23 protein-coding genes and 2 pseudogenes are annotated in these 26,847 nt (G+C 64.6%); 13 read left to right on the top strand and 12 right to left on the bottom strand.

Translation table 11 applies throughout. The features are described 5' to 3' along the window. Positions 1-43 precede the first annotated feature (43 nt). The 4 genes from RMET_RS29120 to RMET_RS29105 all read left to right on the top strand — a co-directional run bounded on the left by RMET_RS29120 (position 44) and on the right by RMET_RS29105 (position 4,381). A complete protein-coding gene (locus RMET_RS29120) occupies positions 44-1,198 on the top strand; it encodes a hypothetical protein (RefSeq protein WP_011520104.1) in 1,155 nt (384 codons plus the stop codon). Next, on the top strand, positions 1,189-2,262 hold the full coding sequence (locus tag RMET_RS29115; protein WP_011520103.1) for a hypothetical protein: 1,074 nt from the start codon (positions 1,189-1,191) through the stop codon (positions 2,260-2,262). The genes RMET_RS29120 and RMET_RS29115 overlap by 10 nt, the downstream gene beginning before the upstream one ends. A gap of 73 nt (positions 2,263-2,335) precedes the next feature. Beyond that, a complete protein-coding gene (locus RMET_RS29110) occupies positions 2,336-3,016 on the top strand; it encodes a hypothetical protein (RefSeq protein WP_011520102.1) in 681 nt (226 codons plus the stop codon). Between the two features lie 21 nt (positions 3,017-3,037). Continuing rightward, complete coding sequence (locus RMET_RS29105) at positions 3,038-4,381, top strand: CsgG/HfaB family protein (RefSeq protein ID WP_011520101.1); 1,344 nt, start codon at positions 3,038-3,040, stop codon at positions 4,379-4,381. A gap of 123 nt (positions 4,382-4,504) precedes the next feature. On the opposite strand, the gene RMET_RS29100 is transcribed toward RMET_RS29105, so the two are convergent. Continuing rightward, a complete protein-coding gene (locus tag RMET_RS29100; protein ID WP_029308742.1) occupies positions 4,505-4,723 on the bottom strand; it encodes a hypothetical protein in 219 nt (72 codons plus the stop codon). A gap of 1,143 nt (positions 4,724-5,866) precedes the next feature. On the opposite strand from RMET_RS29100, the gene RMET_RS29095 reads away from it, so the two are divergent. Next, positions 5,867-6,175 carry a DUF4148 domain-containing protein gene (locus RMET_RS29095; protein WP_011520097.1) on the top strand — a complete coding sequence of 103 codons (309 nt, stop codon included), beginning with the start codon at positions 5,867-5,869 and terminating at the stop codon, positions 6,173-6,175. A 130-nt stretch (positions 6,176-6,305) separates the two neighbouring features. Here RMET_RS29095 and RMET_RS29090 read toward each other — a convergent pair whose 3' ends face one another. After that, a complete protein-coding gene (locus tag RMET_RS29090) occupies positions 6,306-6,725 on the bottom strand; it encodes a DUF302 domain-containing protein (protein WP_029310241.1) in 420 nt (139 codons plus the stop codon). 49 nt (positions 6,726-6,774) lie between these two features. After that, positions 6,775-7,650 (bottom strand): metal-dependent hydrolase, encoded by an 876-nt coding sequence (locus RMET_RS29085; RefSeq protein ID WP_011520096.1) that lies wholly within the window; start codon positions 7,648-7,650, stop codon positions 6,775-6,777. A gap of 324 nt (positions 7,651-7,974) precedes the next feature. On the opposite strand from RMET_RS29085, the gene RMET_RS29080 reads away from it, so the two are divergent. Further along, positions 7,975-8,334 carry a hypothetical protein gene (locus tag RMET_RS29080; RefSeq protein ID WP_029310240.1) on the top strand — a complete coding sequence of 120 codons (360 nt, stop codon included), beginning with the start codon at positions 7,975-7,977 and terminating at the stop codon, positions 8,332-8,334. A gap of 60 nt (positions 8,335-8,394) precedes the next feature. Here the strand turns inward: RMET_RS29080 and RMET_RS29075 are convergent, their stop codons facing one another. Together RMET_RS29075 and RMET_RS29070 are read right to left on the bottom strand one after the other, a co-directional pair. Next, complete coding sequence (locus RMET_RS29075; RefSeq protein ID WP_011520094.1) at positions 8,395-9,033, bottom strand: Vgb family protein; 639 nt, start codon at positions 9,031-9,033, stop codon at positions 8,395-8,397. Between the two features lie 29 nt (positions 9,034-9,062). After that, positions 9,063-10,283, bottom strand: coding sequence for a hypothetical protein (locus RMET_RS29070; RefSeq protein ID WP_011520093.1), 1,221 nt, complete (start codon positions 10,281-10,283; stop codon positions 9,063-9,065). 89 nt (positions 10,284-10,372) lie between these two features. Between RMET_RS29070 and RMET_RS29065 the strand changes: the two genes are divergently transcribed. Beyond that, positions 10,373-11,146 carry a DUF899 domain-containing protein gene (locus tag RMET_RS29065; protein WP_011520092.1) on the top strand — a complete coding sequence of 258 codons (774 nt, stop codon included), beginning with the start codon at positions 10,373-10,375 and terminating at the stop codon, positions 11,144-11,146. A 152-nt stretch (positions 11,147-11,298) separates the two neighbouring features. Here the strand turns inward: RMET_RS29065 and RMET_RS29060 are convergent, their stop codons facing one another. The 7 genes from RMET_RS29060 to RMET_RS29030 form a co-directional block, all read right to left on the bottom strand. Further along, a complete protein-coding gene (locus RMET_RS29060; RefSeq protein WP_011520091.1) occupies positions 11,299-12,492 on the bottom strand; it encodes a DUF4382 domain-containing protein in 1,194 nt (397 codons plus the stop codon). A 105-nt stretch (positions 12,493-12,597) separates the two neighbouring features. Then, complete coding sequence (locus RMET_RS29055; protein ID WP_011520090.1) at positions 12,598-15,906, bottom strand: pilus assembly protein; 3,309 nt, start codon at positions 15,904-15,906, stop codon at positions 12,598-12,600. A 45-nt stretch (positions 15,907-15,951) separates the two neighbouring features. Then, positions 15,952-16,491: a pilus assembly PilX family protein gene (locus tag RMET_RS29050; RefSeq protein WP_029308752.1), complete on the bottom strand. Its 540-nt coding sequence runs from the start codon at positions 16,489-16,491 to the stop codon at positions 15,952-15,954. A gap of 2 nt (positions 16,492-16,493) precedes the next feature. Next, positions 16,494-17,537, bottom strand: coding sequence for a PilW family protein (locus tag RMET_RS29045; protein ID WP_011520088.1), 1,044 nt, complete (start codon positions 17,535-17,537; stop codon positions 16,494-16,496). Beyond that, complete coding sequence (pilV, locus tag RMET_RS29040) at positions 17,534-18,142, bottom strand: type IV pilus modification protein PilV (protein ID WP_011520087.1); 609 nt, start codon at positions 18,140-18,142, stop codon at positions 17,534-17,536. The genes RMET_RS29045 and pilV overlap by 4 nt, the downstream gene beginning before the upstream one ends. Then, a complete protein-coding gene (locus RMET_RS29035) occupies positions 18,142-18,636 on the bottom strand; it encodes a GspH/FimT family pseudopilin (RefSeq protein ID WP_011520086.1) in 495 nt (164 codons plus the stop codon). Before RMET_RS29035 ends, pilV begins: the two co-directional genes overlap by 1 nt. A gap of 3 nt (positions 18,637-18,639) precedes the next feature. Further along, complete coding sequence (locus tag RMET_RS29030) at positions 18,640-19,143, bottom strand: type IV pilin protein (RefSeq protein ID WP_011520085.1); 504 nt, start codon at positions 19,141-19,143, stop codon at positions 18,640-18,642. A gap of 297 nt (positions 19,144-19,440) precedes the next feature. Between RMET_RS29030 and RMET_RS33110 the strand changes: the two genes are divergently transcribed. From RMET_RS33110 to RMET_RS28995, 6 genes and pseudogenes are all read left to right on the top strand, one after another. Then, entirely contained in the window at positions 19,441-19,890 is a 450-nt protein-coding gene (locus RMET_RS33110) for a hypothetical protein (protein WP_011520084.1), read from the top strand. 87 nt (positions 19,891-19,977) lie between these two features. Continuing rightward, entirely contained in the window at positions 19,978-21,078 is a 1,101-nt protein-coding gene (locus RMET_RS29020) for an efflux RND transporter periplasmic adaptor subunit (protein WP_011520083.1), read from the top strand. Continuing rightward, positions 21,078-23,120 (top strand): annotated as a pseudogene (locus RMET_RS29015) (efflux RND transporter permease subunit); the annotation flags it as partial. The gene RMET_RS29020 and the pseudogene RMET_RS29015, both read left to right, overlap by 1 nt. Before the next feature lie 60 nt (positions 23,121-23,180). Beyond that, positions 23,181-24,367, top strand: a protein-coding gene (locus RMET_RS29005; RefSeq protein WP_085960481.1) for an IS3-like element ISRme13 family transposase whose coding sequence is annotated in 2 segments (ribosomal slippage) — positions 23,181-23,436 and positions 23,436-24,367 — 1,188 coding nt in all. Because the reading frame shifts where the segments join, the coding sequence is not laid out codon by codon here. A gap of 41 nt (positions 24,368-24,408) precedes the next feature. Further along, a pseudogene (locus RMET_RS29000) lies at positions 24,409-25,476 on the top strand (efflux RND transporter permease subunit); the annotation flags it as partial. Then, positions 25,473-26,732, top strand: a complete 1,260-nt coding sequence (locus tag RMET_RS28995; RefSeq protein ID WP_011520082.1) for a TolC family protein — start codon at positions 25,473-25,475, stop codon at positions 26,730-26,732. The pseudogene RMET_RS29000 and the gene RMET_RS28995, both read left to right, overlap by 4 nt. The last annotated feature ends 115 nt before the right edge of the window (positions 26,733-26,847 follow it).

The raw sequence follows: 26,847 nt of genomic DNA, 5'->3' as shown, positions 1-26,847 counted from the left end.
GGCAGAATTTCCGGTCGTTGATTGACTCTCCGTAGCTCGCTCCATGCTGGTCACCCGCCTGACACTTTGCGTACTGGCATTGATTGCCACCGTCGCACAAGCCGCCGACAAGGTAGCCTTCGCCGGCTTCGCCTATGCCGGCGAAGCCCGACAGATCGATTCGCGCTTTCCGCTGACGCGCAAGGTGGAAGCCGAGCTGGCCGCCAATGGCCGGAGTCCTTCGAAGCTCATCACGCAGTCGCTGGCGGCAAATCCGCCGGCGAACTTCGCCATTACTACCGACGGCATGGCCAGTCTCAAGGACAGCGATCAGGCACTGGCCACCGCGCTTGTGGTGACCAGCGAATCGGTGTCCAGCGAACGTTTCGGATCGATCTACAAGGTCATGACGAATCTGCGTGGCCAGGTGCTGGTGTTCGACTTCAAGGCGATGACGGTGGTGCGTGCGTATCCGCTGAACGTCAGCTATCTGGATGTGCTTGACCACATGCCGGGCGATGCCGAGAAGCGCGACCGGGTCAAACGGCTGCTGGCTGGCGGTGAGCGCCCCGGTTTGCTCGATCGCTATGTGCGGGCGTTGTCATTGGCGCAGTTGCCGTCTTCCGGCACGCGTTACCTGCAGATCGAACGCGTAGAACTGAGTCCCGGCGCCAGGGCGCAATTGCCGGAGGCGTTGCGCGGCGATGGTGTGGCCGAGGGCTGGGTGGCCGATATGTTCGGCGAAGCGCTGCTCGACAAGGCGCAAGTGCCGATGCTGCCATTCACCAAGGGCTATGCCATCGGCAATGCGATGTCGATGCGCTTCAGCGATGGCGAGGTCTTCAATCTCCAGCTGCCGAAGCCCGACTACACGATCGACCTGTCCGTGAAGGACTTCAAGCGGGTCGAGTACGGTAGTTCGGCGGCCGGCACGAGCTACATCTACGCATCCTACAGCCACGTCTCGATGGCCGAGCCCATGTCGGGCCGCCGCTATCTGGATGCTGACTTCAAGAACGGCGAGGTCAAGGCGGTACCGGTGACGCAGTCTCGCACCGACGACTTCCCGGCATTCGCGGAATCCCTGCGAGGGCTGTTTACCAAGCTGGCCGATGTGGTCGGCGGCAAGGACAGTGACTGGTTGGCTGCCGCCGCGAGCGGCGACAACGTGAAGAGCCAGATCGAAAGCACACGAGGAGTGATCAAATCATGCAGGTAATTCGTAACCTATGGTGGCTGCTGGTACTGGCCAGCAGTCTTGCATCCGCGCAGGTGGTGACATCCAAGGGGATGGCAACCGTCAAGTACGACGGCTCGCTGTTCTCGAGCAAGGCATCCGCCGAAGACAAGCAGCGCGCATTCCAGACCGCCGAGGTCAATGCCATCGAGCGCTACTACGCCGAGAGCGGCGAATCCCAGGCCGAGAACTTCGACAGCATCCGCGACAAGGTGGCGGCCAACCTGGACAAGTTCGTGCTGGGCGCCACGCTGATCAGTGACGAGGACAAGAAGGACGCGCAGCAGTACTCGGTGGTGGTGCGCGTCGATATCAACGTGGCCAAGCTGCGCAACGCCGTCAAGGGCGGCGCGCCGGTCGCCATGGCCGCTGATGGCCAGAAGTCCCCGCTGACGTTCGTGTTCGTCGCACGCCAGCAGGACAGTGTGAAGTCCTACGACCCACGCGTGTATAAGCGCGCCGACATAAAGGAAAGTGCCACGGAGAAATCGAGCCGTAGCGGCTATGCCGCGAACACGTCGGTGTCGGTGGAGACGGGTGGCAGCCGCACCCGCAAGGCCGACGAGATCAAGTGGAAGCTGGTGCCGTCCGGCAACCTGAACACGATCTTCACTGGCGTGTTCGCGCAGTCTGGCTTCCAGGTGGTGGAGGCGGGGTATGTGGAACCGACGTCGGGTGGTCATCTGCGGATCTCGGCGCTCGAGAGCGATTTCCAGACCGGCAACGACCTGCAGCCGGCCACGATGCGCGAAGCGGTGCTCGGACTGCAGACTGCCCAGGTGCCGTACCTCGCGCTGGGCACCCTCGATATCGGCATGCAGGACACCGATCCGGTAACGGGCCTGACCCGGATCTACGTGACGGTGACGGCGAAGCTGATCGACGTGACGACGCGCTTCCCGCGCACGGTGTCATCGGTGGGCCCGGTGCAGTTCTCGGGCACGGGCCCGGACGCCAGCGTCGCCCAGTCGAACGCCCTGAAGCGGGCGGCGGATTCGGCGGCACGTGAGCTGGCCGCGCAACTGAATAACGCCAAGGTGCGCTGACACCGTTGGCCGGCCAGGCGATAGCGGCTTGCAGCCGCCTGGCTGCTTTCTTTCACATTCTCCAATTGACATCATGATCAAAAAACACCTCGCCATCATCGCGCTCTCGTCGCTTGCCGCTGCGCACGCGCACGCCCTTCCTTCGCTTGGCGCCATTGCCAATGCCGTGACGCCGTCCAGCAGCGCATCGGGCGGTAGTGTCGATACGGGGGCCATGCAGGACCAGCTTTCCGCCGCGTATGGCGCGGCCGGCAAGGAAGTGCTGCTGGCGCAAGTCAATCTGGCGCAGGCTGTCGGCCTCAAGGAAGTTGCCGCACAGGCGCAGGCCACGGCCGATGCGCTGACCTCGGGTGCCACCAAGGACAGCCTGCAGGAAGCGGACAAGGTGCAGAGCGAGGCATCGAAGGCCATCGAGGCCGCGCTCAAGGACGGTAACACTCGCATGGATGCCGCCGGCAAGGCCGCCTATACCGATGGCATGAAGCATCTGGGGCTCGGCATGCTGCGCTACGTCGGCCTGCGATCCAACGTCATGGCGTTCAAGGATGCCGCCCAGGCACAACTGACGAGCGCGTCGATCATGGACAAGATGTCGCTGGGCAGCAAGCTCTCGACCGGCACGTATATCGCCACCGAACTGCCTGGGCATGTGTCGCGTCTGAGCAGCACGCTGCAGGCCGCTACGGCCTATGCCAAGTCGCATGACATTCCCGTACCGAAGGATGCGACGGCCGCGCTGTCGTCGAAGTTCTAAGCGTCTCTGACGGTGACAATCATGATTTCGCAAGCAAGGGCCACTTTGGCCGCAACCTGCGCCGTGGCCCTGCTTGTTGCCTGCGGACAGCAGTCTCCGGGCGACAAGCCCGTTGCCGCATCCCCTCAGAACGGGGCCGCGTCCAATCCGACGGCGCAAGCCGGCAAGCCCGATGTCGGCGTCGTGGAGCGGGTCCACGTCTCCGCTTCGGGTGTGGGCGCGTCAGCGGCGGAGGCCGTGGATCAGGCGCTGCGGCAGGCCATCATGCAGGTCACCGGGACGACGATCGACCTGTCTAGCACCCAGTTCAAGACCGCGCTTGGCGCGGCGGTGGGTCGCGAAGCCATTACGCTATCCTCGGCGGGCTTTGCGGAGTTGGTCAGCCAGACTACCCGCGGCGCGGTGACCAATTTCAAGGTGGTCAGTCTGGATGCGCCGGGGCTGATGGAGCGGGTTTACAAGGCGTCGATCGAAGCCGACGTGGCCAAGTTCAAGGCGCCGGCGGACACGGGCAAGCTACGGATTGCCATCGCGCCGCTGCGGATCGGACACGTGGGCGGCAACAACGCCGAGCGGATCGCCGCCGAGCTGCGTCAGCGCATCACCGATGCCCTGACCCAAAGCGGGCGCTTCACGGTGCTCGAGCGCGGCGATGCGCCCGAGCTGTATGGCGAGATCGAGCGGATTGCCAGCGGCGAGGTTTCGAACGACCAATTCTCGAAGATCGGGCAAGGCCTGGGTGCCGATTTGATCTGGTTCGGCAGCGTCAACGCCTTCGAAACGGGACGGCCCACCGACGCGGATCAAACTGGTCGTGCCGGTCGCTGGTCCGTGTCGCAGAAGTTCGTGAATGTCACCACGCGTGAAGTGCTGTTCAGCAATACCGTGGATGGCGGCGCCGCCGAGCAGTCAGGCGATCGCGTCGATGCGATGGAATCGGCTGTGGTCCGGAAGGTGGTGGCAGACATTCTGGTTCGGCTCTACCCGGTGAGCATTGCTTCGCGCGACGGCTACAACGTGGTCCTGAGCCAGGGTGGGCAATCGGTGCGTCAGGGCGCGACCTATCAGGTGGTGCGTCTCGGCAAGGAGCTGACCGATCCGCAGACCGGTCGTTCGCTGGGCTTCACCGAGCAGGAGTGTTGCACGGTGGTGGTGGACCGGGTGACGGCTTCGATGTCGTACGGTCACCTGGAGTCGGTCAAGATCAACCTTGACGAAGTGAAATCTGGCGAGCTTCAGTTGCGGGCCGAAGCGGTATCGCGCAATGAGCCAGCCGGGGCCAGTTCCGCTGCCGCCAAGGGGGGGCGGAAGGTGGTGAAGAAGAGTGCGCAGCTTGGGCCACCGACTTCGGACGCGAACTGGTAATCAGACTGTGTGGTGGGACGAAACAGGTCCTGCCTGATGGGCGCCGCGAGATCCTTTGGGGGTTTCGCGGCGTTTTGCATGGCGCGCCAGCGATAGCGCGGCCGTGGCTGCCCCGAAATGTCGTCAGGCGGTCCTGGACGCAAGCAGCATTGCCTGGATCTGGCTGATGAGTTGAAGGCGCTCTTTCCGGTACTGCGCAATGGCTGCCGGCGTTGCTTTCAGGAGACCGGACTTGATGAAGCGAAGCACATCCTCAAGGTCGCTGAGCCGATACGACAGGCAGGCAAAGCGCGCGCTCCTGGCCCTGAGTTGCAGGATTTCGTCTTGAAGTTCGGAATGCATGGTTGGAACTCCGGGAGGTGTCATGCAGTGACCGATGCGTGGATCGTCGACCGTTACTCCTCATTGTGATTGCCCAAGGCAATCGCTTTGCTCGGATGTTGCCCATTCGGCGGGACGACGGCTCCGAATTTTCCCATCAGCGTCGCAAACGCCACACCGTGCGGTGATATCGCGACCGGAGTTTCCTGTTGGATTTTGGGAATTTTCGGATAGTTGCGCGTAGCCGCGGTGGCCTATAACGAAGGCAGGGAACGGGTGGCGCATCGCTGCCGGTTCAGGCAAATAGGACTACCTTCGGAGCTTGATCATGTCAGTCAAACCAGCAGAATTCGCGGACGATAGCGTGACGCGCCGCGCGTCAGAACCCCTTCGGACATCACACACACTTGTTGCCCTGGGCATGGTGGCCGTGCTTTGCTCGGCCCTGTTGGCGCCATCCGCAGCGTATGCCGCAGCCGATCCACCGTGCATGGTGTGCGACGCAAGCGCAACCGTCATTACCTGAGTCGCACGTCGATGAGATTTGCGAACTGGAAGGAGGGGCAGGTGACGGTTGAAGTGCCTGTCTTTCCAGGCTGCCAGAGTGGTGGGGTTCTCGATCTGCCCCACAGAGGATCAGTCCGCCATTGCATCAACCTGCCCTTGGTGGCAATGGCCGCTCACGGCCGGTAACAGATTCTCCCGCATGCTTGCCTCTCTCTCGAGGACGTAGCGAAGGAGTGCGAAGGTTACCCTCCAGCCTGTCGCCATGCCAGTCCATGCCGCATGTCCGCGCGGCATGGACGCCCTGATTAAACATCAGCCGCCCTGTGCCGATTTCGGGAAGCTTCCGAACCTGCGCATTGAATCCTCGAATCGATTGCCTCTCGTGTCCGCAGGGGCCGCAATGTACCGTCGCCTGCGCCTGTGACCGCCATGTGTGACTGCCATGTGCGGATGCCAGCCGCACGGTCAGATCGGCATGTTTGGCGCGGATGACGCTTCCGGTGGACTTGCCCGCAAAATGGTCTATCAAGAAACTGTCCACGGATGGGCCGGGCCGACCCGGTATGCCGATGCGCGGACGCCTATGCTCTTTTTTCTTGGGCCGTCGAGTACGCGAGTACCCCTGTTCGACCCCAACTCCAGGATCAGGAGTGCGCTATGGAATCCGGATCTTTCGCCACAATGTGCCGTGCATGCGCCATCGTCCTGCCGATGATCGCCGTCTGCGGCTATGCCCGCGCGCAAACGACGACGGGAACCGCTCCGCCGCCCGTCACTCGCGCGAGCATTCTTCGCGAGTTGCAGGCGCTGAAGTCGGTAGGCTTCGATATCAACGACGAGAACTACCCCAACTCGCTGCAGCAATCGCTGCGCAAGCTTGAGGCGATGGAGGCAACGCACCAGACCGAAGCGGGCGCGGCGGTGCAGGGCAGTGAGAAGCCTGCGATGCCCAGCGTGCCCCAGTAGGTGCCTCAACAGGTGCCTCAACAGGTGCCTCAACAGGTGTTTCAGTAGGTGCCTCTTTGGCATCGCCGGGCTGCAGCTCACGCCCAGGTATTCCGCGAGTGGAGTGACCTCCGCCTCGCGGTGGCAGGTGTTACGCGTTGTCAGCCACGCCTTCGAGCAACGCGCGTACCGTGGCTAACGGTGCCACGAGGGCTGGCTGCAAGCCGTACTCGCTGCTGAGGACACCTGCGGCATCCTGATAATCGATATGCGTGGCGCCACCGTCGTCTTCCCAGACCGCCGCTCGCAACGGCAACTCTATCGCGGCATGGGGGTTGGCCTGCATCGCCGGCGTGCCGCCCTTCGGGTTGCCGAAGAGAAACAGCCGCGTCGGCCTGAGCGATGTGCCGGCCTGTTCGGCGGCAGCGCTCTGATCGATATCCGCGAACAGCGTGAGCCCGCGCGACGCAAGCGCGTCCTTGAGGCGCGCCACCGTCGTTGCGAAGTCGTGGCGGCTCGGCAGTGATTGGGTGCGTGCCGGGTGCGGTGTGTCCTGGGCTTGTGCTGTCATGATCTCGATCTGAAGGCAGGAGCGATGCCACGGATTGCGGCATCGCTCCTTAGAACGCGACCTGCTGGCCGGGATCGGGCACGATTACCGCCGTGGTGGCTCCGGCCCCGAGCGCGGCCTTGAACTCGTCAGGCGTGCCGCGCAGCATCGGCGACGTGCCGTAGTGCATCGGAATGGCATACCTCGGCTTGATGAAATCGCGCACGGCTATCGCCGCGTCCTGCGGGCCCATCGTGTAATGCCCGCCGATCGGGATCATGGCCAGATCTGGCTTGTAGCGTTCGGCGATCAGCTTCATATCGCTGAACAGTCCGGTATCGCCCATGTGCCAGATCTTGAAGCCATTCTCCATCTCGATGATGTAGCCGACCGGCTCGCCGCCGTAGTGGCTTTCGTTCTTGTTCGTGGCCGGATTCTTCCAGACCAGCTCGGACGAATGCTCGGCGTGGACGGCGGTGATCTTCGGACCGTTAGGTCCGAATGGCATGACAGTGCCGCTCTTGCCAAACGGTTGCACCAGATCCGAGGTCACCAGACCAAGGCTGACCAGTTGCGGGCCCATGCCGCCGCCATTCCAGATCGGCACGTGCTGCGTCGTGGCGATTGCCGGCGCATCCCCGAGATGGTCGCCGTGGGCGTGGGTGAGCAGGATCATGTCGACCTTGCCCAGCGCGGAGAGTTGCTTGAACGCGGGCGGCGTCTTCGGATTGCCGGTCAGCCAGGGGTCGATGACGATGACCTTGCCGCCGGGCGTGGTGATGCGCGTGGCGGCCTGGCCGAGCCAGAGCACTTCGGTCTTGCCAGGGGCATGGCTGCCGGTGGTGGCCGGCTGCGGCGCCGGGGCGGGGGCGTTCGAAATACCTGAGGCGCAGGCGGCGAGCGCAGTCGCGGCTGCGGCGGCAATGATAAGGCGGCGTCTGATCATGGTCGTCCCTGATTGGGCCCTGTTGGGCAATGAGTAGGGGAAATGAACTGCGACGATTCGAACTGCCTGCACCGTCTCGGGGGTATCGGGGCTGAGGCGCTGCGTGCCGGCAGTATTTGCAGTGCGGCCCCGGCTGTCAACTGGCGCCTGATGGCGGGGCAAGGTGTTGCTGTAGTTGCAGCAATTGCAACGGCGGATTTCATCCGCCCCAGAAATGCCCCGCCATTAACATCTGCTCACGATCCCGTAACCCAATGTAATGGTTCCTCGTCCATGATGGAGTCGTACAAGCGAGGCCAATCATTGGCCGTCAAGGAGTCTGAAATGCGCAAGTCGATTCGTTATACCGGTATTGCCGTCCTGAGCGCCGCCATGCTGGTCGCGGGCTCGGCTTCGGCGCATGATCGTTACTATCGTGGCGGCTACCACGGTGGCGGTGGAAGTTCGGCAGGCGCGGCGCTGGCCGTGGCGGCCGTCGCGGGATTGGCGATTGGCGCGCTGGTGGCCAGCAGCCAGCCAGTGATGGCTGCGCCGGCCCCGGTTTACGCGCCGCCGCAGCCCGTGGCCTACGCAGCGCCGCAAGTACCCCCGGGCTACTGCTATCGCAGCTATGACGGCGCGTATGTGCCGTGCCGTGGCGCAGCCCCGGTCAACTACGCACCGCAGCCGTACTACGGTTACTGATCCTGCATCGGGCTGGAGCCCTTGCGTGGGCTCCAGCCCCTCACTCCGCTAAACCTCACATCATTCGCGGGCAGGGCGACGCACGACGCGCAGCTTGCTGCTGGCGCCGCCGCCGCAGAAGAACTGCTCCTTCCCATCAGACTCGAGCCCCGACACCATCACGCCGGGAGGCATGTCGATCTGTTCCAGCACTTCACCGGTTGCCGCGTCGATACGACGCAGCGCGCCCTGATCGCCCTCACCGGCGCCGTGCCAGAGCGTGCCGTCCACCCAGCTGACCCCCGTGACGAAACGGTCAGAGGTGATGGTGCGCAGGATGGCGCCGGTCTCCGGATCAATCTGATGGATCTTGCGTTCGCGATACTCGCCGACCCACAGCGTGCCTTCGGCCCAGGCGAGCCCTGAGTCGCCACCGCCGCCGGGCGCTGGAATCGTGGCCAGCACGCGGCCCGTCACCGGGTCGATTTTCCGGATGCGGTCATCGCCGATCTGGAAGATATGCCGGCCATCGAATGCCGTGCCGGCGTGTGCCGCGACGTCGATCGTCTGCAGGGTCTTGCCGGTGGCTGGGTCGAGCGCGACCAGATTGTTGCCAACCGCCATCCAGACCTGCTTGCCGTCATAGGTCACGCCATTCACTTGCTCGACGCCAGGGAAGGGGCCGAATTCGCGGAGGATTGTTGCGTTGGTTCGTTTCATGATGGTTATCCGTTGAGCGGGATTTCATGCTAATCGCCTGGCAGCGGCACGTGGAGTAACAAGGTTGTCGTGAATCCAGGCATCGGCGCGGTGATCCAGCGCTGGGCGCGCCCGCGCCCGATCGACTGCACCTTGCCGGCGGCTGCCAGTGTTTCGAGCGCCCGCTGAATCGAGCGCTGGCTGGCGCCAAGTGCGAGCGCCAGCGAGGAACTTGACCAAGCCTCGCCGTCCGCAAGGCAGGCCAGCAGCATGGCATGCGCATCCTCGACTGGCTGCGCCAGCACCGCGACTTCGGTCGCTTGGCGTGGCGCCAATGCGAAGCCGCGCTTCGTTGCATGGATGCCGGCCATCGAACTTAGTACCGTACGCAATCGGCCGATTTCCACGCGCAGTCGCGCGCGCAGCGTTTCGTCGGCATGACGGGTGCGGAAGGCGTGCGCGATCAGCGTGTCGCGCGCGACATCGTCGGGCCATGCCTCCGCCAGCGTGCGAGCCAGCGCGAACAGCACTGGACGCGACGCCAGCGAGACCACCGCGCCAGCCTTGCTCACGGCCAGGCGGCACGCGTCGGCCACGAGCGTGGGAGACGCCAGCAGCGACGCCACCTCATCGAGCCCAATGGATCGGATGTCACCACGGGCGATCAGGCGGGCCGCCGGCGCATCGAGTTGCGCGGTGGCACTCTGGACCTCGGCGAGCAGCGCGGGGATGCCGGCATCCCGCGCGAAGATCTCGGCGCGGATCAAAGCCAAGCGGGCGTCCTGTGTGCGCAGCCGCCGCATGGCAACACCGGCGGCAACCAGCTCGTGGGCGACGCGCAATGCCGGTGGCAAGGCCGTGGGATCGATGGCGTCCAGCGCGTGCTCGGCCGCGTCGAGCTGTCCGGTCAGCAACTGACGGCGAAGCTCCAGATAGCGTGCGCATGCGGCGTTGGCGTGGTCGCCATGCGCTTCCAGCGTGACGCGCGCCGCGTCGAGCCATTTGGTCCGCCAGCCCAGGTCACGCGAGGCCAGTGCGACTTCTGCCTCGGCAACGATACATCGCGCCCGGGAGACTGCCTCCTTCGCGCCGAAGGCGCGTGCGGCGCTGCGTAGCAGTGCCTTGGCGCGGGCGAATTCGCCAAGCTGCGCCATGGCGATGCCGCGCAGCGCGAGTGCAGGGGGATCGTCGCGCAGGGCTACGCGATTGAGCGCGCCAAGTGGGTCGCCGGCTGCAAGCGCCAACGCCGCAGCCGTGATCAGCGAGTCCATCCGAATCCCGACATATTTGTCACTCCCGCACTGGCGATGGAGGCGCCTAATCTAGCACAGGGATACCTACTGCATTGGAGGGAGCGACGATGACCACACATTCCACCGGGACGCGCGAACAATGGCTGGCCGCACGGCTCGCTCTGCTCAAGGCGGAGAAAGAACTGACGCGCCGCAGCGACGAACTGGCGCGCCAGCGTCAGGCACTGCCATGGGTGCGCGTGGACAAGGCATACCGGTTCGATACCGAGCAGGGCAGCGCATCGCTGGCGGACCTGTTCTGGGGGCGATCGCAACTGCTGGTCTACCACTTCATGTTCGGCCCCGACTACAAGGCCGGGTGCCCATCCTGCTCGTCGATTGCCGATAGCTTCAACGGCATTGCGATCCACCTGGCCAATCACGACGTGATGCTCTGGGCGGCTTCGCGCGCGCCGCTCGACAAGCTGCTGGCATACCGGCGCCGGATGGGCTGGACGTTTCCCTGGGCGTCGTCGTCCAGCAGCGATTTCAACTTCGACTTCAATGTCTCGATGACCGAGGCGCAGCAGCGTGCCGGCGATGCCGAATACAACTACGAGCGCGGGCGGCGCAAGCTGGACACGGCCCAGCCGCCCGAACCGCTCAAGACGTTCGCAGCGACCTGCGGCACGGACGCCGCCACGTTCTCGCGAGACTTGCCAGGCCTGAGCGCGTTCGTGATCGAGGACAACGTCATCTATCACACCTACTCTACGTACGCGCGAGGGCTGGATGGCTTGTGGGGGATGTACCAGTGGCTCGACCGCGCGCCGAGAGGGCGCAACGAGGCGGGTCCATGGTGGAAGCGGCACGACGAATACGCGGATCCGGCACCGGCGTGATCGTCTGATGGCCGGATGTCATGTCACGGCGTGATATGTCGTGCCAATCGCACCTGGGCCTTGTTACGAATGGTTGCAATGAACCGGGCCCTTCTCGTTTGCGGGCCCGGCCGTGCGACTGGCGACGTGCGAATGACGACTATCCGGATCGACTAGAAGTTGAAGTCAATGCCCGATTGATTGGCCGAAGAGACATTCACCGGGGTGTTCTGCGTGACGCCCGCCGCGGAGGTTGCCTGAATCGAGTACTTGCCTGCCACGGCGGTGATGCTCTGCAGTGTGATCGGCAGAGGGGTGCCATACGTGCCCACCAGCGGGGCCGCCGCAGGGAGTGCCAGCGAGTAGGCGCCGGTGTCCAGGTTCGCGTTGGTGGAGGTGATCTCGTAGGATGCCGAGCCGATCGTCTGCAAGGCGCGCAGTGACGCCTGCGCGGCCGGGGTGGTCGTGCCGGCAGCCGTGCTGGTGGCCGAAGTCGGTAGCGTGAACGGTGCGCCGGCGGTGGAGATCGTCGTGGTCTGCGTGGCCGTCACCGGCACCGAGCGGATAATGCCCGTGGCATGGCCCGTGGGGACCTGGTTATCCACGATCACCACATCGTAGGTGCCATTGGTCGAACTCTGCACCAGCGGCGACAGCACGAATTGCCCATTGCCGTCGGCCACCGTGCCGCGCACGACTTGCCCGTTCTGTTCGGCGAAGACCTGCGCGCCGGCCTGCGCCGTCGCGACGTTACCCGTGATCGATCCGCTGACGACCATCGGAATCGCGGTGACAACCGGCTTGAGACTGAACGTGCCGTTGCCGCGCTGGACGATCGATTTGCACGCGTTGAAGTCGAGCACCAGGTCCACCAGCGTGTTCGGCTGCACGGTGAACGGCTGGATGATCTTGAACCCGCTTTGCGTGGCGCTTGGCGTGTCCAGCGGCTGCTCGGTGGTGGTGCCGGTGACTACCACGGAGTTGGCGGGCGTGTTGCCCTGGTTGGCTGCCAGCACCAGTCGAATCTGCTGGTACTGACCCGCGGGAAGCGGGGCGCGGCCAAGGTCGGCCAGCACGCCATTGGTCAGCGTGAGCAGGTCGATCTTCTGGGGGGAGGCCATCGTGATGTCGGTCCAGCCGGCATCGTTGTCACCGGCGGAACTGCTGGTGTTCACCCGGACCTTGTTGACCGTGACGAAGACATGGTCGAAGCCACAGGAGGGGGCATCGGTCATCGAGACCTGCAAGGTACCGTTGCCGGTGGTGCCGCTATTGCTGCCGCTGCCGCCATCTCCGCCACCGCCGCAAGCGGTTAGCATCGAGACGAACGGTACGGCAATCAGTGCTGCGCGGGCGACTGTTTTCATGGTGGCTCTCCCTCGTGTCTTGTTGCCCGAATCTTAGGCTCGGTGGTGGATTGACCGAGTCCGGGGATTGCAACCATTCGTAACAGCCGCCGCGCCCCGACAAGGCTACTTCTTGTCGATCTCGTCGTACCAGTAGACACGCTTGCGCTTGCCAAGCCCGGCAGGCTTCACTTTCTGTACGCCGAGGCCGGACTTCGAGTCACCGCCACCGGTGGCGGTCTGGTTGCCACCGCCCAGCAGCACTGGCGTGACGACGGAGTTGCCGCCAGTACTGACTGTGATCAGGCCAAACACCGAGGAAGGCGGGAAGCCGCCGCCATCCAGCACGATGTAGCGGTTCGTGTTCTGGCCGATGCTGGTCAGGAAGTTGTAGGAATAGCTACGGGCGGTGCCAAGGTTCGGATAGCAAGCGCCGGCGACCGGCACGGAAGGCGTGTTGGTGCCCACGTTCGTATAGCCAGCGACGGTCAGCGGTGCGTTCACCGCCTTCTCGCCCGGGTTGACCAGCGTGATGAAGAAGCCCGACTTGCTGCCATCGTAGGTCGTGGCCGTGGCATCGAACAGGTTGCTTTCCGTGATCGGGCTCCACGACGTCGACATGCCAGTGGTGTTGGTGTCCTTCAGCATGTAGAGGCGGTTGACCACGTTGTATGCGGTGCCGGGTGCGGTGGACGCCGAGTAAAGCGGATGCTCGCGGTCGCCGGAGCCAAGCGAGATCGCATCGTATCCATTCGTCGAGACGACATCAGGCGGGTAGAAGAACTTGCGAGCATCGTTCGTACCTGCGCCGCCCCCCAGGGCCGCAAGCTTCGTGACCGTCCAGGCGGTGGGCGCATTGCTGGCTGCGGTTTCGAAATCGGCGCGCCAGACATTGCCGCCTACATCGCCCACGTACACGCGCTCCACATAGCCATCGCCGTTGCGATCGAGCGGCGTGACATCGGAAGGAATCGCGCGGGTCATGCCGGATACGGCCAGGCATGGCGTTGTGACGCCAGCACAGGACGGCTGCGCGGACCAGACGATGTTGCCCTTGTAGGCGTCGACCATGATCAGGCCGCGCCCCATCGTATTGACGCCCGGGGACGGGTCGCTATCCTCGGCAGGGTCGTAGCCCGCGCCCATGACGATGACGGGGTTCGCATTGCCGTGCACGCGCATCACCTTGGGCTGCGACCAGGTCTGGCCCATCTCGGCGAGGTCAGTGTTGCTGAGCCGCCAGACAAACTGCGGGTTGGTCGGATCGGTCACGTCTAGTGCGTAGACCAGGCTGCCGCCACGTCGTGCGGTCAGGAAGATCATGACGTGCGGGTTGTTCGGATCGCGGAGATCCTGCATGACCGTCGTGCTGCCATCGAAGAAGTAGTCGCGCGGCAGCGGCGTCGGCGTGATGCCAGCCGGCGTGGTCGAGAGCTTGATTTCCGGCGTGTTCTGGTAGAGACGATTGAGCTTGCCGAAGAACTCGGGCGCGATGAAGCCCCAGATTTCGCCGCCGGCGCGTGTGGCGCCGATGCCCTGTGAGCGGTTGCCGTTGACGGCGTGGAAGACGCCGTCGTTCGTGCCGTAGTAGACCACGACACCAATGGAGCCGCCATAGTTGACCACAGCGGGGCGCGAGTGGAGCACGTCGGCGTGGATCGACGAGCGGACGGTTACCGGTGCCCCCGGGCCGAGTTCCGCTTCCGCGCCTGCCATGGTCGTTGCCGTCGTGGTAGTGCCGGAACCGCTGCCGCCGTTGTTCTTGCCATTCCCATTTCCGCTGCTGCCGCCGGAGCTAGTACTGGTGCTGGCAGGGGTCATGTCCTGGCCGCGCACCCAGGCAATCAGGTTAGGCACCTCGGTGGACGGGAGGGCCTGGATCACGTTCTTGTTGGTGGTATCCGTCGTGGCGTTGACATTGAGCGCTGCCAGCCCAGCCGTGGTAGTGAACCACTTGTTGTTGGCATCGAAGCTCGTCAGGGCGCTAACGCCACCCGACGTGGAACACGTGCCCACGCCATTGCAGGTAAGCAGCCTGCGGGAAGTCTGATCGCCCAGCCATTGCGCGCGCATCATTTCCGCCACGCCGCCCTTTTCCACGATTTCGCCGTCTGGCGAATCGAACTGCCAGCCAGTTCCAGACGGACTGTTCTGCCAGTAGCCACCAGACGGCCAGGTCGACATGTTGGCACCGTATCCGGCACTGGAATAGGACTGGGGTGGCTCCGCCGTCCAGAAGCTCACGGAGTTGGGCGAGATGAAACCGGTCTGGGCGTTGCTGATGGCGCTGGCACCCTTGGCATCCTGCAGGACCAGGTTGCCGTTGGTGTCATAGCCCACCTGATACTGCTTCAGGTTCCCCAACCAGCGCGGTGCGGCGGTGGCGTCGGGGCGGAACATCCCGACGTAGACCTGGTTCAGGAACTGGCCCTGCGCATTGACCGAAGCCGGAAGACTGACCGAGGCGAAGACGCTGTTCACCGCCTGCACTTCGTTGAAGATGGCCATCAGGGCGTCGGCCAGCCCGTTCGGGTCCCCGAGCTTGACTTCCGAATACTTGCCCCCACCGTTGCTGGCCATGCTCTTGGCCAGTTGCAGGTAGTCGGGGTTGCTGCCGTCGGTCACCCCGATCGAATAGGTGACGATGTTCTGATGGTCGGTCGAACTGGCCGACAGATTGGTCTGGTAGTTGAACCGGGCCCACTCGTCAGCCCAGTTGGCCTGGTACTTGGCGGTGGCCGATGGCAGCACGATCTGCTGCAGTTGCGCGGTGCTCGCCTTGGCCTGGTTCGTCAGCCTGTCGATGGCATTCTGTCCGGTGTCACCGGGTTTGCCGTTGTTGACCGAGTTGGCGATGTAGATGACGAAGTTGCGCTGGCATGGGTTGTCAATCGGCGACGTATAGGTGATGCCGGACAGGCCCTGCTTGCCGGCATAGTAGGCCCAGGCTTCCTGCATCGACCCCGCGACCTGCGAGTTGCCGGCGCTGTCGCCAGTCCGGTCGATCGTCTTGATGTACGTGAGGAGGTTGTTGACGCCGGTGGTGTCCATCAGCGGCAGCTTGTACGGGGCCGCGGACGGGAACTTCATGATGCCGCCGAAGTTCTTGCTGTCGCCGAACATCATGATGCCGAGGTTGATATTGCCGAGCAGCGTTGGGCTTTTCAGAATCGAGTTGACGGCGTTGTACAGCGCGCACTGCTCGGCACCCGCGTCGGTGTTCGCGTTATTGCTCGACACCACGCCTGAGGTGGAACACGTGAAATTCGCCGAGGCGTTCCAGGCTGACGCGTTGTCGAGCACGATCAGGACGTTGGGCTTGCCAGCCTCCGGCTGGAGACCCGTGTACAGGTCGATGTCCTCGGCCGAGGCCGGCAGCGCGACGGCCATCGCGAGGCAGCCGGCGAGCGCGAGATGAAGGGCGGATTTGCGCATGAGCGGTTCCTGGAGCGGCGAATTGAAAGGCAGCTGCGTTGTTGATCAGGGACAGGCGGTACCGTAGGGCACTCGCACCGCGATGCCCTGATGAAGCGTTGCATTGGCGTTCGTCGCGGCTGCGTCGCTCACGGTGGCGCTGACATCCCATTGCGTGGTGTTGCAGAGCGAGTTGCCTCCGCTACCGCCGGTGGCATCAATGATGCCGGTGTTGTTGTTACCGTTGCCGACGAAGCACGCCACGTCGTCGGGATTGTTGACGTCGAGCTGCGTGTTCGTGATCGTGGTGCTCGATTGGCAAACCGGCGTCGCCACTTGCGCGGTGTAGTCGGCCTTGCCGTCGCCATTCACATCCACGGGGACGGTGGTGGCGACCGGCGCGGACGTGAAGTCCTGGCTGATGACCTGCTCGATGCCTTGCTGCGCCGCGCTGACCGCTTCGACGTTGTGCTGCTGGTTGGCCGTCACCTTGGTATTGACGATGCCGGTGCTCACCAGGGAGATGACCAGCAGCAGGAAGATCACGACGAAGATCATCGTGATCAGGAGCGTTGCGCCGGATTGTCGGCGTCGTGTCCGGTGCATCTTCATTCCCTGTTCCCCGCGACGTTGATCAGGCGGGCCGTCTGTGCGTAGATGTGGCGCTTGTAGCCGTCGTTGAACGGACCAGCCGCTTGCGCGCGGCCGAGGTCATAGGTGCGCGTGTCCGTCCAGCCGTTCGTCTTGCGCGAGGTACGGGCCAGCACGCCGATCCGGATGGCGGTCACGTTCTTCCAGTTGGTCAGCGGCACGCTCCAGTCGTAAGTCGTCACTGTCGTGCATTGCGCGGCATTGTTGCTACCGGGGTCCGCCACATAGCAGTCGGGCGAGCCGTTGCTATCCAGATCGACCCCGTAGATCAGATGCATGTCCTGGATGCCGACGGCCACCGACTGGATCTGGAATGCGCCGTTGCTTAGCTCGGCCATTTTCAGCGTCGGCACGCCGTCGCCGCTGCCGCCGCACTGGTCGCATCCGGCAAGGTAATAGATGCGGACCGTCGCCTGGCGCAGAGCAGACGGCACGGTGTTGTCACAGGTCTTGGTGCGCAAGGTGAACTGCGCGGCGCTGGCGCCGAAGACCATCTGCGACGTGTCGCTCGCGCAAAAGGACGCCTGCAGATACGGTGTGCCGGTTACCGCGGCGCTGACCGGCGTGGTCGACACGCGCCGAACCACCAGGATCTCGGAACTTGCCAGCAGATTCGACAGGCACGGCGCGATGGTGCCAGGCGCGAAGCCCTGCACGCCAAGCGGCATCGTGACAGGCGACCCCGAGAAGCCGAGCGCGCTGGGATCGGTGGCGCAGACGTCGGGGCTCGAGACCAGCGCCTTGGTGGAGAGGTTGGTCGGGCCGAAGAAGCCTGCAAGCTCGAGCTCGCGGGTCATCGTGTCGAGCACGTACCGGCCGTTTTCCATCTGGTCGGCGCTGTTGGCGAACTCGTTGCGCGTCGTGCTGGTATTGAGGTAGAGCGCCGAAAGCGCGGTCAGGATGATCAGGGTGAGCGTGATGGCCACCATCAGCTCGACCAGCGAGAAACCGCGTTGCCGGCTCCTCAGGTGCAGCACGGCTGCATGATGCGCCCGCGTCATGACAGGACTCCGATGCGGACCGTGACGCTGATGGCGCGGCGGTTCGCGTCGTTGCCGAACGAGCCCGCACCGCATGGCAACGAGGAGGTCACGGTTTGCGCCAGCCCCTGCCATGCCACCGTGACGCGGTAGATCTGGTTGGTGGCATCGATCGATTCGATACAGCCAAGCGCGCCGATCATGGCACCGACCGCCGTGCCGCTGCTGCTGCTCTCGGCGCTACCCTGCAGCGCGGTGCTCCATGCGGCGAGATCGGCCGTCGCCGTGCCCAACTGGGCATTGCTCACGCCCGTGCACACCGGTGGCGCGACTGTGGCGTTACCCATCACGGTCATGGTGCTGCCGCTGGCATAGCAGGGGGCAGCCTGACGGTTGGCGTTGATGCGCGCCACCATGTCTTTCAGCAGCGTGAGTGCCTGCGCGCGCTGGTAGGACTCCATCTCGCTCTGTCCCGAGCGCGCGATCAGCCCGGCTGTGCCGAGCAGCGCGATCAGCAGGATCACGACGGAGACCAGCACCTCGATCATGGTGGCGCCACGCTGCGATGCCAGCCCGATTCCCGGGCGCTGGGGGCGCGACTGCTGTGTGCGGTTCATGCGGTTCATCATGTGCAGGTTCCGTTCACGGTGGTTACGCGCCCCGTGCCGCCCACCTGGACGCAGACGGTCGTGGCGCTGGTCGCATTGGTGGATGGCGCTACCTGAAATGTCTGGGTGCCAGCAGTGGGGCGGCCATCGTTGCCGATGGCCAGCGAGCTTCCGCCGCTTGCGGTAATGGTGATGCCGTCGTACGGGCCATAGCCGCGAATCCGGGCGGTGCCCGCCGCCACGGCCCAGCCACCGGTCCATGAGCCGCCGGTGCCGGATGCCGTCATCGTTGTGGTGGCACTGCGATTGACCGCTTCGCTGCGCGTCAGGGTCAAGGCGGAGGCCAGATCGGCGGCGGCGTTACGGGTGCGTTGCGACGAAATCAACTGGCTCATGGCCGGCGCGGCCATGGAGACGACGATCACCAGCACGATCACGGTGATCATCAGCTCGATCAACGTGAAGCCGGCCGCGCGCTGCGTCGCAGGCAAGGTTGGCGAGAAGTTCGGCATGGCCTATTTCCAGCAGGAGGTGGATGCCACGCCGGCGGCCGTCTTGTCGCCGGTATTGTTCAGTGTCAGCACGCCGCAGTCCGTGTCCCGGGCAAGCTGGGTATTAATGGGGGTCGCGGTGAAAACGTAGGCCGGAGGCGCGGCCGTCACGGTGAGCGTGACCTGGTAGTTGGGCGCGATCGAATCCGGCAAGGCAGCGAAACCAAGCGCGGAAAGGGTTGTGGCGTAGGCGCGATTGTCGACCAGGTAGCGTTCCTGCAGGCTCGCGGCTTCGAGGACGAATGCCTCGGCCGCGGCGCGGTTGCCCTTGACGACGTGACGTTGGTAGCTGGGAAACGCGATGGCGGCGATGATGCCGATAATGGCGACCGTGATCATGACTTCGATCAGCGTGAAGCCACGCGACGACCCGCGCGGGCGCGCGCCGTCCCCAGTGAACCCGATATCCCGAAACAGTCCGCGCGTACGCGCGTGACCATGTCGCACCGTGGGGCAGGGTTGTCCCATGTGTGCTCCTTTTTCTTTATATGTTCGGCTGACCCGGTGCCGATGAAATTCTGTCGGCGAGTGTATGACTCGTCATGGGAAGGGTCAACCCGTTTCTAGGACTCTTCCTATGTCTGTGGTGGAAATGCCATCGACAGCGAGGACCGTTGTTGCCCGAAGAACCAAGCTAGTCTTAAGTCAGCGTTAAGATCGGCACCGCGAGTCCATCGAGCCATATCTCCGCTAACCTGATTGAGGTAAAAACGCACCGCCTGCCACCGATGTGGATGCAAGCCGCATCGGCTACAATCCACCGTCATGACACGTGCGACCGCGAGCATCCCGCTCCGGGGCGCGCTGCTGCTGATCATCGTATTGGCGCAGTTGCTGACCCCGCTTCTGCACGGCCATATCGGTACTCCCAACCAGACTGGCCTGCACGTGCATACGTCGCCGTCCAGATCATTCGATTCTCATTCGCGTTTCGAGGGTTTGAGCGGGCATGGCGACCATCATCACCACGCCTTTGGCTCTCATCGCGAGCCCTTCGAGGTCGATGTCGAAACCGCCATCGGGCCGTTTTCCTTTTCCCTGTTGCTCCAGGCTGCTGCGGTGCTTGGCGCGTCTGTCCTGACGTTTGTCCTGCTGGCAGCGCTCGCGGTCTATATCACGCCGCGCCGTGCCTGGCGGCCAGCATCACCGCGCGGTCGATGGTCCAGTCGTGTTGGATGGCCACCACCAGCCCAAGCTCCCCCCACCTTCTCCTGATGTCACCGGCCGGCAGTCCGCCGGCATGTTCGCGCGCGCCCTGATTCGAGAGCGGGCCCGCGCGGGTTTCGCATTCTGGAGTCATGTATGGTTTTTTCCCGGTTCCCCAGGATCGGCGCGGCTATCGCGTCGGCCGTATTTCTTGTCGGGCAATCGCTTGCCCAGTCCACCAACCCGCCGGCAATGCAGCCGGTGCCACTGTCCGCCGACCAGGCGCGGGCGCTGGGCGTGCGGTTCAGTCCTGTCCAGGCGTCGGCGAACCTGGAGGTTGGCACGCACGCGCGGGTCGTTTTCCGGCCCGACGCCCAGTACGTCGTGGCAGCGCCCTATGCGGGGATCGTGCCCCGCGTGATCGTGGCGGTCGGCCAGACGGTGCGGCGTGGGGAGGCTCTGGCGACGTTCGCCAGTCCGCAGCTTTTCGAAGCCAGCCGCGCGCTGACGGAGGCCAACTCGCAGGTCAACCTCGCCCAGAAATCGCTGGCCCGTGACAAGCTGCTGTTCGACGACGGCATCATCGCGAACAGCCGTCTGCAGGCTACCGAGGCCCGCGCGACCGAGGCGACGGCGATGGTCAAGGCACGGCGCGCCGAGCTGGCATCGGCGGGCATCGCCTTCACGGGCGCGGGCGGCGAGGCGCAGCTGGTAGCCAATCGTTCCGGCGTGGTGTCCGAGGTCAATGCTGTTCCCGGCGCGCGCGTGGACGCCGCCGCGCCGCTGTTCCGGATCGTCGATCCCAATGCGGTGGAACTGGACCTGCTGGTTGGCCGCGACATTCCCGTGCCGTCACTGGGCGATACCGTGGACATCAAGCCGCGCGGCGCCACCGGCAAGGTGATCGGTATCGCGCCGACGGGCGATGGCACCGCCGGCGTGCGCGTGCGGGCGTCGCTGGAGCGGCGCGGCAACCTTCGCGCGGGCGAGAACATCAACGTCACGCTGGTGCTGCGCGGCGCCACGGACGGGTCCGGCGCGCCCGGCCGGGTGCGGATTCCGGCCGTTGCGCTGGTGTACTGGCAGGGGGTGCCCGGCGTATTCCTGGCCACTGACAAGGGCTTCACGTTCCACCGCGTCGAGATTGACAGCACCGACGACGCCACTGCCGTCGTCCGGACCAGGCTGCCTGCCGGCGCTCGCGTGGCGGTCACCGGCATTGGGGCGCTCAAGGGCATCCTGACGGGAGACCAGTGATGGTAGGCCGTCTGATCGATTTTTCCCTGCGGCAGCGCCCGCTGGTGCTGATCGCCGCCTGCGTGCTGGCGGCGGCCGGGGCGTGGGCCTATCTGAACCTGCCCATCGACGCGTTTCCCGATATCTCGCCCACGCAGGTCAAGGTGGTGCTGAAGGTGCCGGGCATGACGCCCGAGGAGGTAGAGCAGCGCGTCTCCACGCCGATCGAGCAGGAGTTGTTGGGCATTCCGCACAAGACGATCGTCCGCTCGGTGTCGAAGTACGGCATCAGCGATGTCACGGTCGACTTCGAGGAAGGGGTGGACGTCTACTGGGCGCGCCAGCAGGTGTCGGAGCGCATGGCAGGTATCGCGCGCGATTTGCCGTCATCGGCGGTTGGGGGGCTCGCGCCCGTCACCACGCCGCTGGGCGAGATGTTCATGTTCACCGTCGATGGCGATGGCTACAGCCTGGCGGACCGGCGGCGCGTGCTCGACTGGGTGATCCGCCCCGCGCTACGTACTGTGCCGGGCGTGGCCGATGTCAACTCGCTCGGCGGCGAGGTCCGCAGCTACGAAGTGATTCCCGATCCCGCACGGCTGCGCGCCCGGGGTGTGACGCTGCAACAGCTGCGCGACGCGCTCGACACCAATAATCGCAACGACGGCGCCGGCCGGCTGGAACAGGGCGACGAGCACTGGGTCGTGCGGGTGGAAGGCGGTGTACGTGGTGTCGACGATCTGCGCACGATCGTGGTCGAGTCCGGGCAGGGCATGGTGGATGCTGCGGCGGTGACCGTCGGAGATGTCGCAACGGTCAAGCTCGGTGAAGCCACGCGTAACGGCGCGGTGACGCAGGACGGGCGCGGCGAAGTGGTCGAGGGCCTCGTGCTCGGCCTGCGCGGTACCGATGCCCGCAAGCTGGTGGATGCCGTGCAGGCGCGTCTCGATGCGCTGGCGCCCGACTTGCCCAAGGGCATGACGACCCACGTGTTCTACAACCGTGGCGAACTGGTATCGCGTGCGGCCAACACGGTGGTGCGCGCGTTGATCGAAGCCAGCTTGCTGGTGGTGGTGCTGCTGTACCTGTTTCTCGGTGGCGTGCGCGCCGCGCTGGTGGTGGCGGCCACGCTGCCACTGTCGATGCTGGCGACCTTCCTGCTGATGCGCTACGTCGGGCTCACCGCCAACCTGATGAGCCTGGGTGGCCTGGCCATCGCGCTGGGCATGCTGGTGGACGCTGCCGTGGTGGTGGTGGAGAACATCGAGACCGCACTGGCCCGCGAGGAAAAGCATGGGGCGCGTAGTGATCTGCGCGGCGCCGCCATCCGGCACGCCGTGACTTCGGTGGCAACGCCGATGCTGGCCGGAGTGTCGATCATCGCCATCGTGTTTCTGCCATTGCTGTCGCTGCAGGGGCTGGAAGGCAAGCTGTTCTCGCCGGTGGCGCTGACCATCGTGCTGGCGCTGGCGTCGTCGATTGTGATTGCCTTCACGGTGGTGCCGGCGCTGGCGTCGCTGGTGCTGAAGGCCCACGCGGACGAGATGCCGTGGATGATGCGCAAGGTGGCTGCGGGGTTTGCGCGGCTGCAGCAGTGGAGTTTTGCGCATCGCCGCGCCGTATTCGGGGTGGCTGGCGCGGCGTTGTTGCTGGCGGTCGGGCTGTATGTGTCCGTTGGCAAGACGTTTATGCCGAGCATGGATGAGGGCGACCTGATCGTGCAGTTGCAGAAGGCGCCATCCGTATCGCTGGCGGCATCGCTCGAGCTGGATCAACGTGTCCAGCGGGCGCTGCTCAAGGAAGTGCCTGAGATCCGCTCGGTGGTGGCGCGTTCCGGATCGGACGACCTGGGGCTGGACCCGATGGGGCTGAACGAGACCGACACCTTCCTGGTGCTCAAGCCGAAGGACGAGTGGCGTGGCACCAAGGACGATATCGCGGAATCGATCCGCAAGGTGATGGAGCGCTTCCCGGGCGTGGTCTACGGTTTCACGCAGCCAATCGAGATGCGCGTCTCCGAGATGCTGACCGGCACGCGTGGCGATGTGGCCATCAAGATCTTTGAGCTTGCCCCCGCAAAACGAATCCCTTGCTGAGGTTAAACTGAAGCAAGGAGAGATGTGATGACAAGCAAGACAAAGCGGGCGCAGTACACGCTGGAATTCAAGCTGGAAGCGGTACGGCTGGTGAAGAGCGGGCAGAGCATGGCAGTGGTTAGCGCGACCCTGGGCATCAGAGCGCAGACGCTGCATAACTGGGTCAAGGCGGAGCGGGAAGGCAAGCTGACTGGTGCGGGTATGAAGCCGGTCAGCCCGGAGCAGATGGAGCTGGCCCGGCTTCGGGCGGAGGTGGCGCGCTTGAAGATGGAGCGCGATATTTTAAAAAAAGCCGCAGCATACTTTGCGAAGGAGTCGGTGTGAGGTATGCGTTCATCGAGCGAAACCGACGTTACTGGCCGGTCTCGGTCCTGTGTGAGCTGTTAGGGGTCAGCCCCAGCGGCTATCACCAGCGCAAGCAACGCACAGTAAGCACCGACAGGCCAGATAGAGGCCGACTCAGTGACGATGCCTTGTTGGCCCACATCAAGGCGATTCACGCCGGGGTCAAGGGGGAGTACGGCTGGCCGCGCATGTGGAAGGAACTGCTGGCGCGTGGGGTGCGGGTGGGCAAGGAGCGTGTTCGCAAGCTGATGGCGCTGCACGGCATCCGTGCCCGCCACAAGCGCAAGTACATCGCGACAACCAACTCGAACCACGATTTGCCGGTGGCCCCCAATCTGCTGCAACGCGACTTTAGCCCAGCAGCACCCAATCAAGTCTGGACGAGCGACATAACCTATGTGGCGACCGCCGAAGGCTGGCTCTACCTGGTGGTCATCATCGACCTGTTCAGCCGGCAGGTGGTTGGCTGGTCGATGCAACCACACATGAAGGCCGAATTGGTCACGGACGCGCTGCGCATGGCCTGGTTCCGGCGCCGCCCGGAAGCCGGTGTGATTGTGCACACCGACCGGGGAAGCCAGTATTGCAGCCATCTGTTTCAAGACGCCCTGAAGGCGTATGGCATGCGCTCGTCAATGAGCCGCAGGGGCGATTGCTGGGACAACGCGCCGACTGAGAGTCTGTGGGGGTCGTTGAAGGTCGCTCGCCTGCACGGTCGCCAGTTCGCTACCCGCCGCGCCGCAATGGACGAGGTAATTGACTGGCTTGGCTTTTATAATGCCAGCCGACTCCACTCGACGCTGGGCTACGTCAGCCCCATGACGTTCGAGAAAAACTGGTCCGCAGCTCAGCAACACCGGGCTGCCTAATTCCCTCGGTTATGGGATTCGTGGAACAGGGGCAAGGTCACTTCGGCAACGACCTTGCATCCATCGACAACGCCGCCACCGCCATCGCCGCAACGGTACGCAAGATCAACGGTGTGGCCGAGGTGATCGCGCCGAGCAACAGCGGCGTGCAATACATGAACGTAGTGATCGACCGGGCCGCGGCCGGGCAGGCCGGATTCAGCGGCGACGCATTGCAGGCGCAACTGCGCGCGTTGGTGGAAGGCGACCGCATCGGCGTGGTGCCCGAAGGCATCGTCCGCACGCCGCTGATCCTGCGCGGCGGGCCGGGGCTGCGGCAGGTGCCGGATGCCTTCACGGGTCTGCTGGTGACGGCGCCCGATGGAAAGGTATGGCCGCTGACATCGCTCGCGCGTATCGAGCGCATCGACGGACCGGTCCGCATCAACCATGAGGACGGGGCGCGCTTTGCCGTGGTCCAGGTCAACGTGAGCGGCCGCGATCTGGCCGGCTTCGTGCAGGAAGCGCAAACCGCGGTGAATCAGCTTGCGTCGCTCAAGGGTCTGCGCATCGTATGGGGTGGCCAGTTCGAGAACCAGCAACGCGCGGCGGCCCGTCTCGCGCTGGTGGTGCCGCTGGCGCTGGGCGCGATCTTCCTGCTGCTGATGCTGACGTTCCGGTCGGTGCGTCAGGCGGTGCTGATCATCGCCAATATTCCGTTCGCGCTGGTCGGTGGCATTGCCGCATTGCGGATCTCGGGCGAGTACCTGTCCGTACCGGCGTCGGTGGGCTTCATCGCGCTGCTCGGCATCGCGGTGCTCAACGGCGTGGTGCTGGTGTCGCACTTCAATGCGCTGCTGGACGAAGGGCACGATATGGCCACCACCGTGCGCGTTGGTGTGCGCGATCGCTTGCGGCCCGTGTTGATGACCGCGTGCATTGCGGCGCTCGGCATGATTCCGCTGCTGCTGGCCTCCGGCCCAGGCTCTGAAATCCAGCGGCCGCTGGCGATTGTCGTGTCCGGCGGACTGGTGACGTCCACCGCGCTGACGCTGCTCCTGCTGCCGCTGTTGTTCGAACGCTTCGGCGTGCCTGGCCTTCGCCCGTCTGCCAAGGGAGAGATGCAATGAAGCCAGCAATGCGAAACATCGTGTTGGCGATGATAGGAGCCGCGTTGCTCTCGAATGGTGCCGTCTTCGCGCAGGACGCGCAGTCGTACCTGCCTGCCGAGGTGGCAGTGCGCGAGGCCGTTGCGCGGGCGCCTGACGTGCTTACGGCTGAAGCGCGGCGGGATGCCACGACGGCACGCGCCGCAGGCACGCGAGCGGGCACGGCGGAAACGGTTGTCCGGGTGATCGGCCAGGGCCGGCAGGTGCGCGAGCCCTCCGAGCGCTATCCCGAAGGCCAGATTGCAATCGAGCGTCCGCTGCGTCTCTGGGGCAAGGCGGAGGCCGACGGCGTGCTGGCCGATCTCGCGACCGAGGCCGGCAACCTCTCGGTCAAGGACGCCAAGCACGAAACATCGCGTCAGATCCTGAGTCTCTGGATCGCAGCGATTCGCGCGGGGCAGGCCCGCATGGCCGCCGAGGACAATGCGCGCGCGGCGGCGGACCTCGCAGCCATGACGACGCGGCGCGTGCAGGTGGGTGATGCCGCGCGTCTCGACGCGGAGCTGGCAGCGGCGGAACTGGCGCGCACGCGCGCGACGGTGGCCACTGCCCAAGCCACTGAGTCGGCATCGCTCGCCGAGTTGCGCGCGCGTTTCCCGATGCTGGGTCAACCGGTGCAGGCGCCCGTTCGCATCGCGCTGCCGCCGCCTCCGCAGGAGCCGGTCGAGCAGTTGCGCGGCATCTACGTGCAGGACAGCCATGAATACCTGCTGGCGATGGCGGAAGAAGCCCATGCGTTGCAGCAGGCCAAACGATCGGATCTGGACCGCAAGCCGGACCCGACCGTCGGCATGTTCGTCACGGTGGAACGCGGCGGCGCCGAGCGGATTCTCGGGGTCAGCGTGTCGATGCCGCTTGGCTCGGCGTATCGCCGCTCTAACGCAGTGGCGGCAGCGGCAGATGCCGAGGCGGCCGCGCGGAAGCGGCTGGGCATCGAACAACGTTTGGGTGCGGAGTTCGATGTCTTGTACCGGAACCTGTCCGGCAAGCGCGCGGCGGCAGCGGCGCAGACCGAGGCCGCGACGCTGCAACGGACGGCGTCGGATCGCGCAACGCGCGCGTATCGGGCCGGAGAATCTGGCTTGCAGGAGCTGATCGTCGTGCGTCGAAACCTGGCCGACGCCATGCTGGCGGAGCGCCTGGCCAATGTCGACGTGCTCGAGTCGGATAGCCGTCTGAAGCTCGATCTCCATCGCATGTGGGACTTTGACGACTGAGCGGTAACGCCCCGGCAGACGCTGCAAGTCTGCCGGGTACCCGTTAACAATCTATATTTTTATAGACTATAATTCTCGCAAATGTTGCCCGGCCCGTGCCGGGGCCCATATCGGC

It is taken from the genome of Cupriavidus metallidurans CH34 (assembly GCF_000196015.1).
Classification (GTDB): Bacteria; Pseudomonadota; Gammaproteobacteria; order Burkholderiales; family Burkholderiaceae; genus Cupriavidus; species Cupriavidus metallidurans.
Note: the sequence above shows the minus strand (reverse complement) of the source record. Positions and strands in the feature narration are given on the sequence as shown.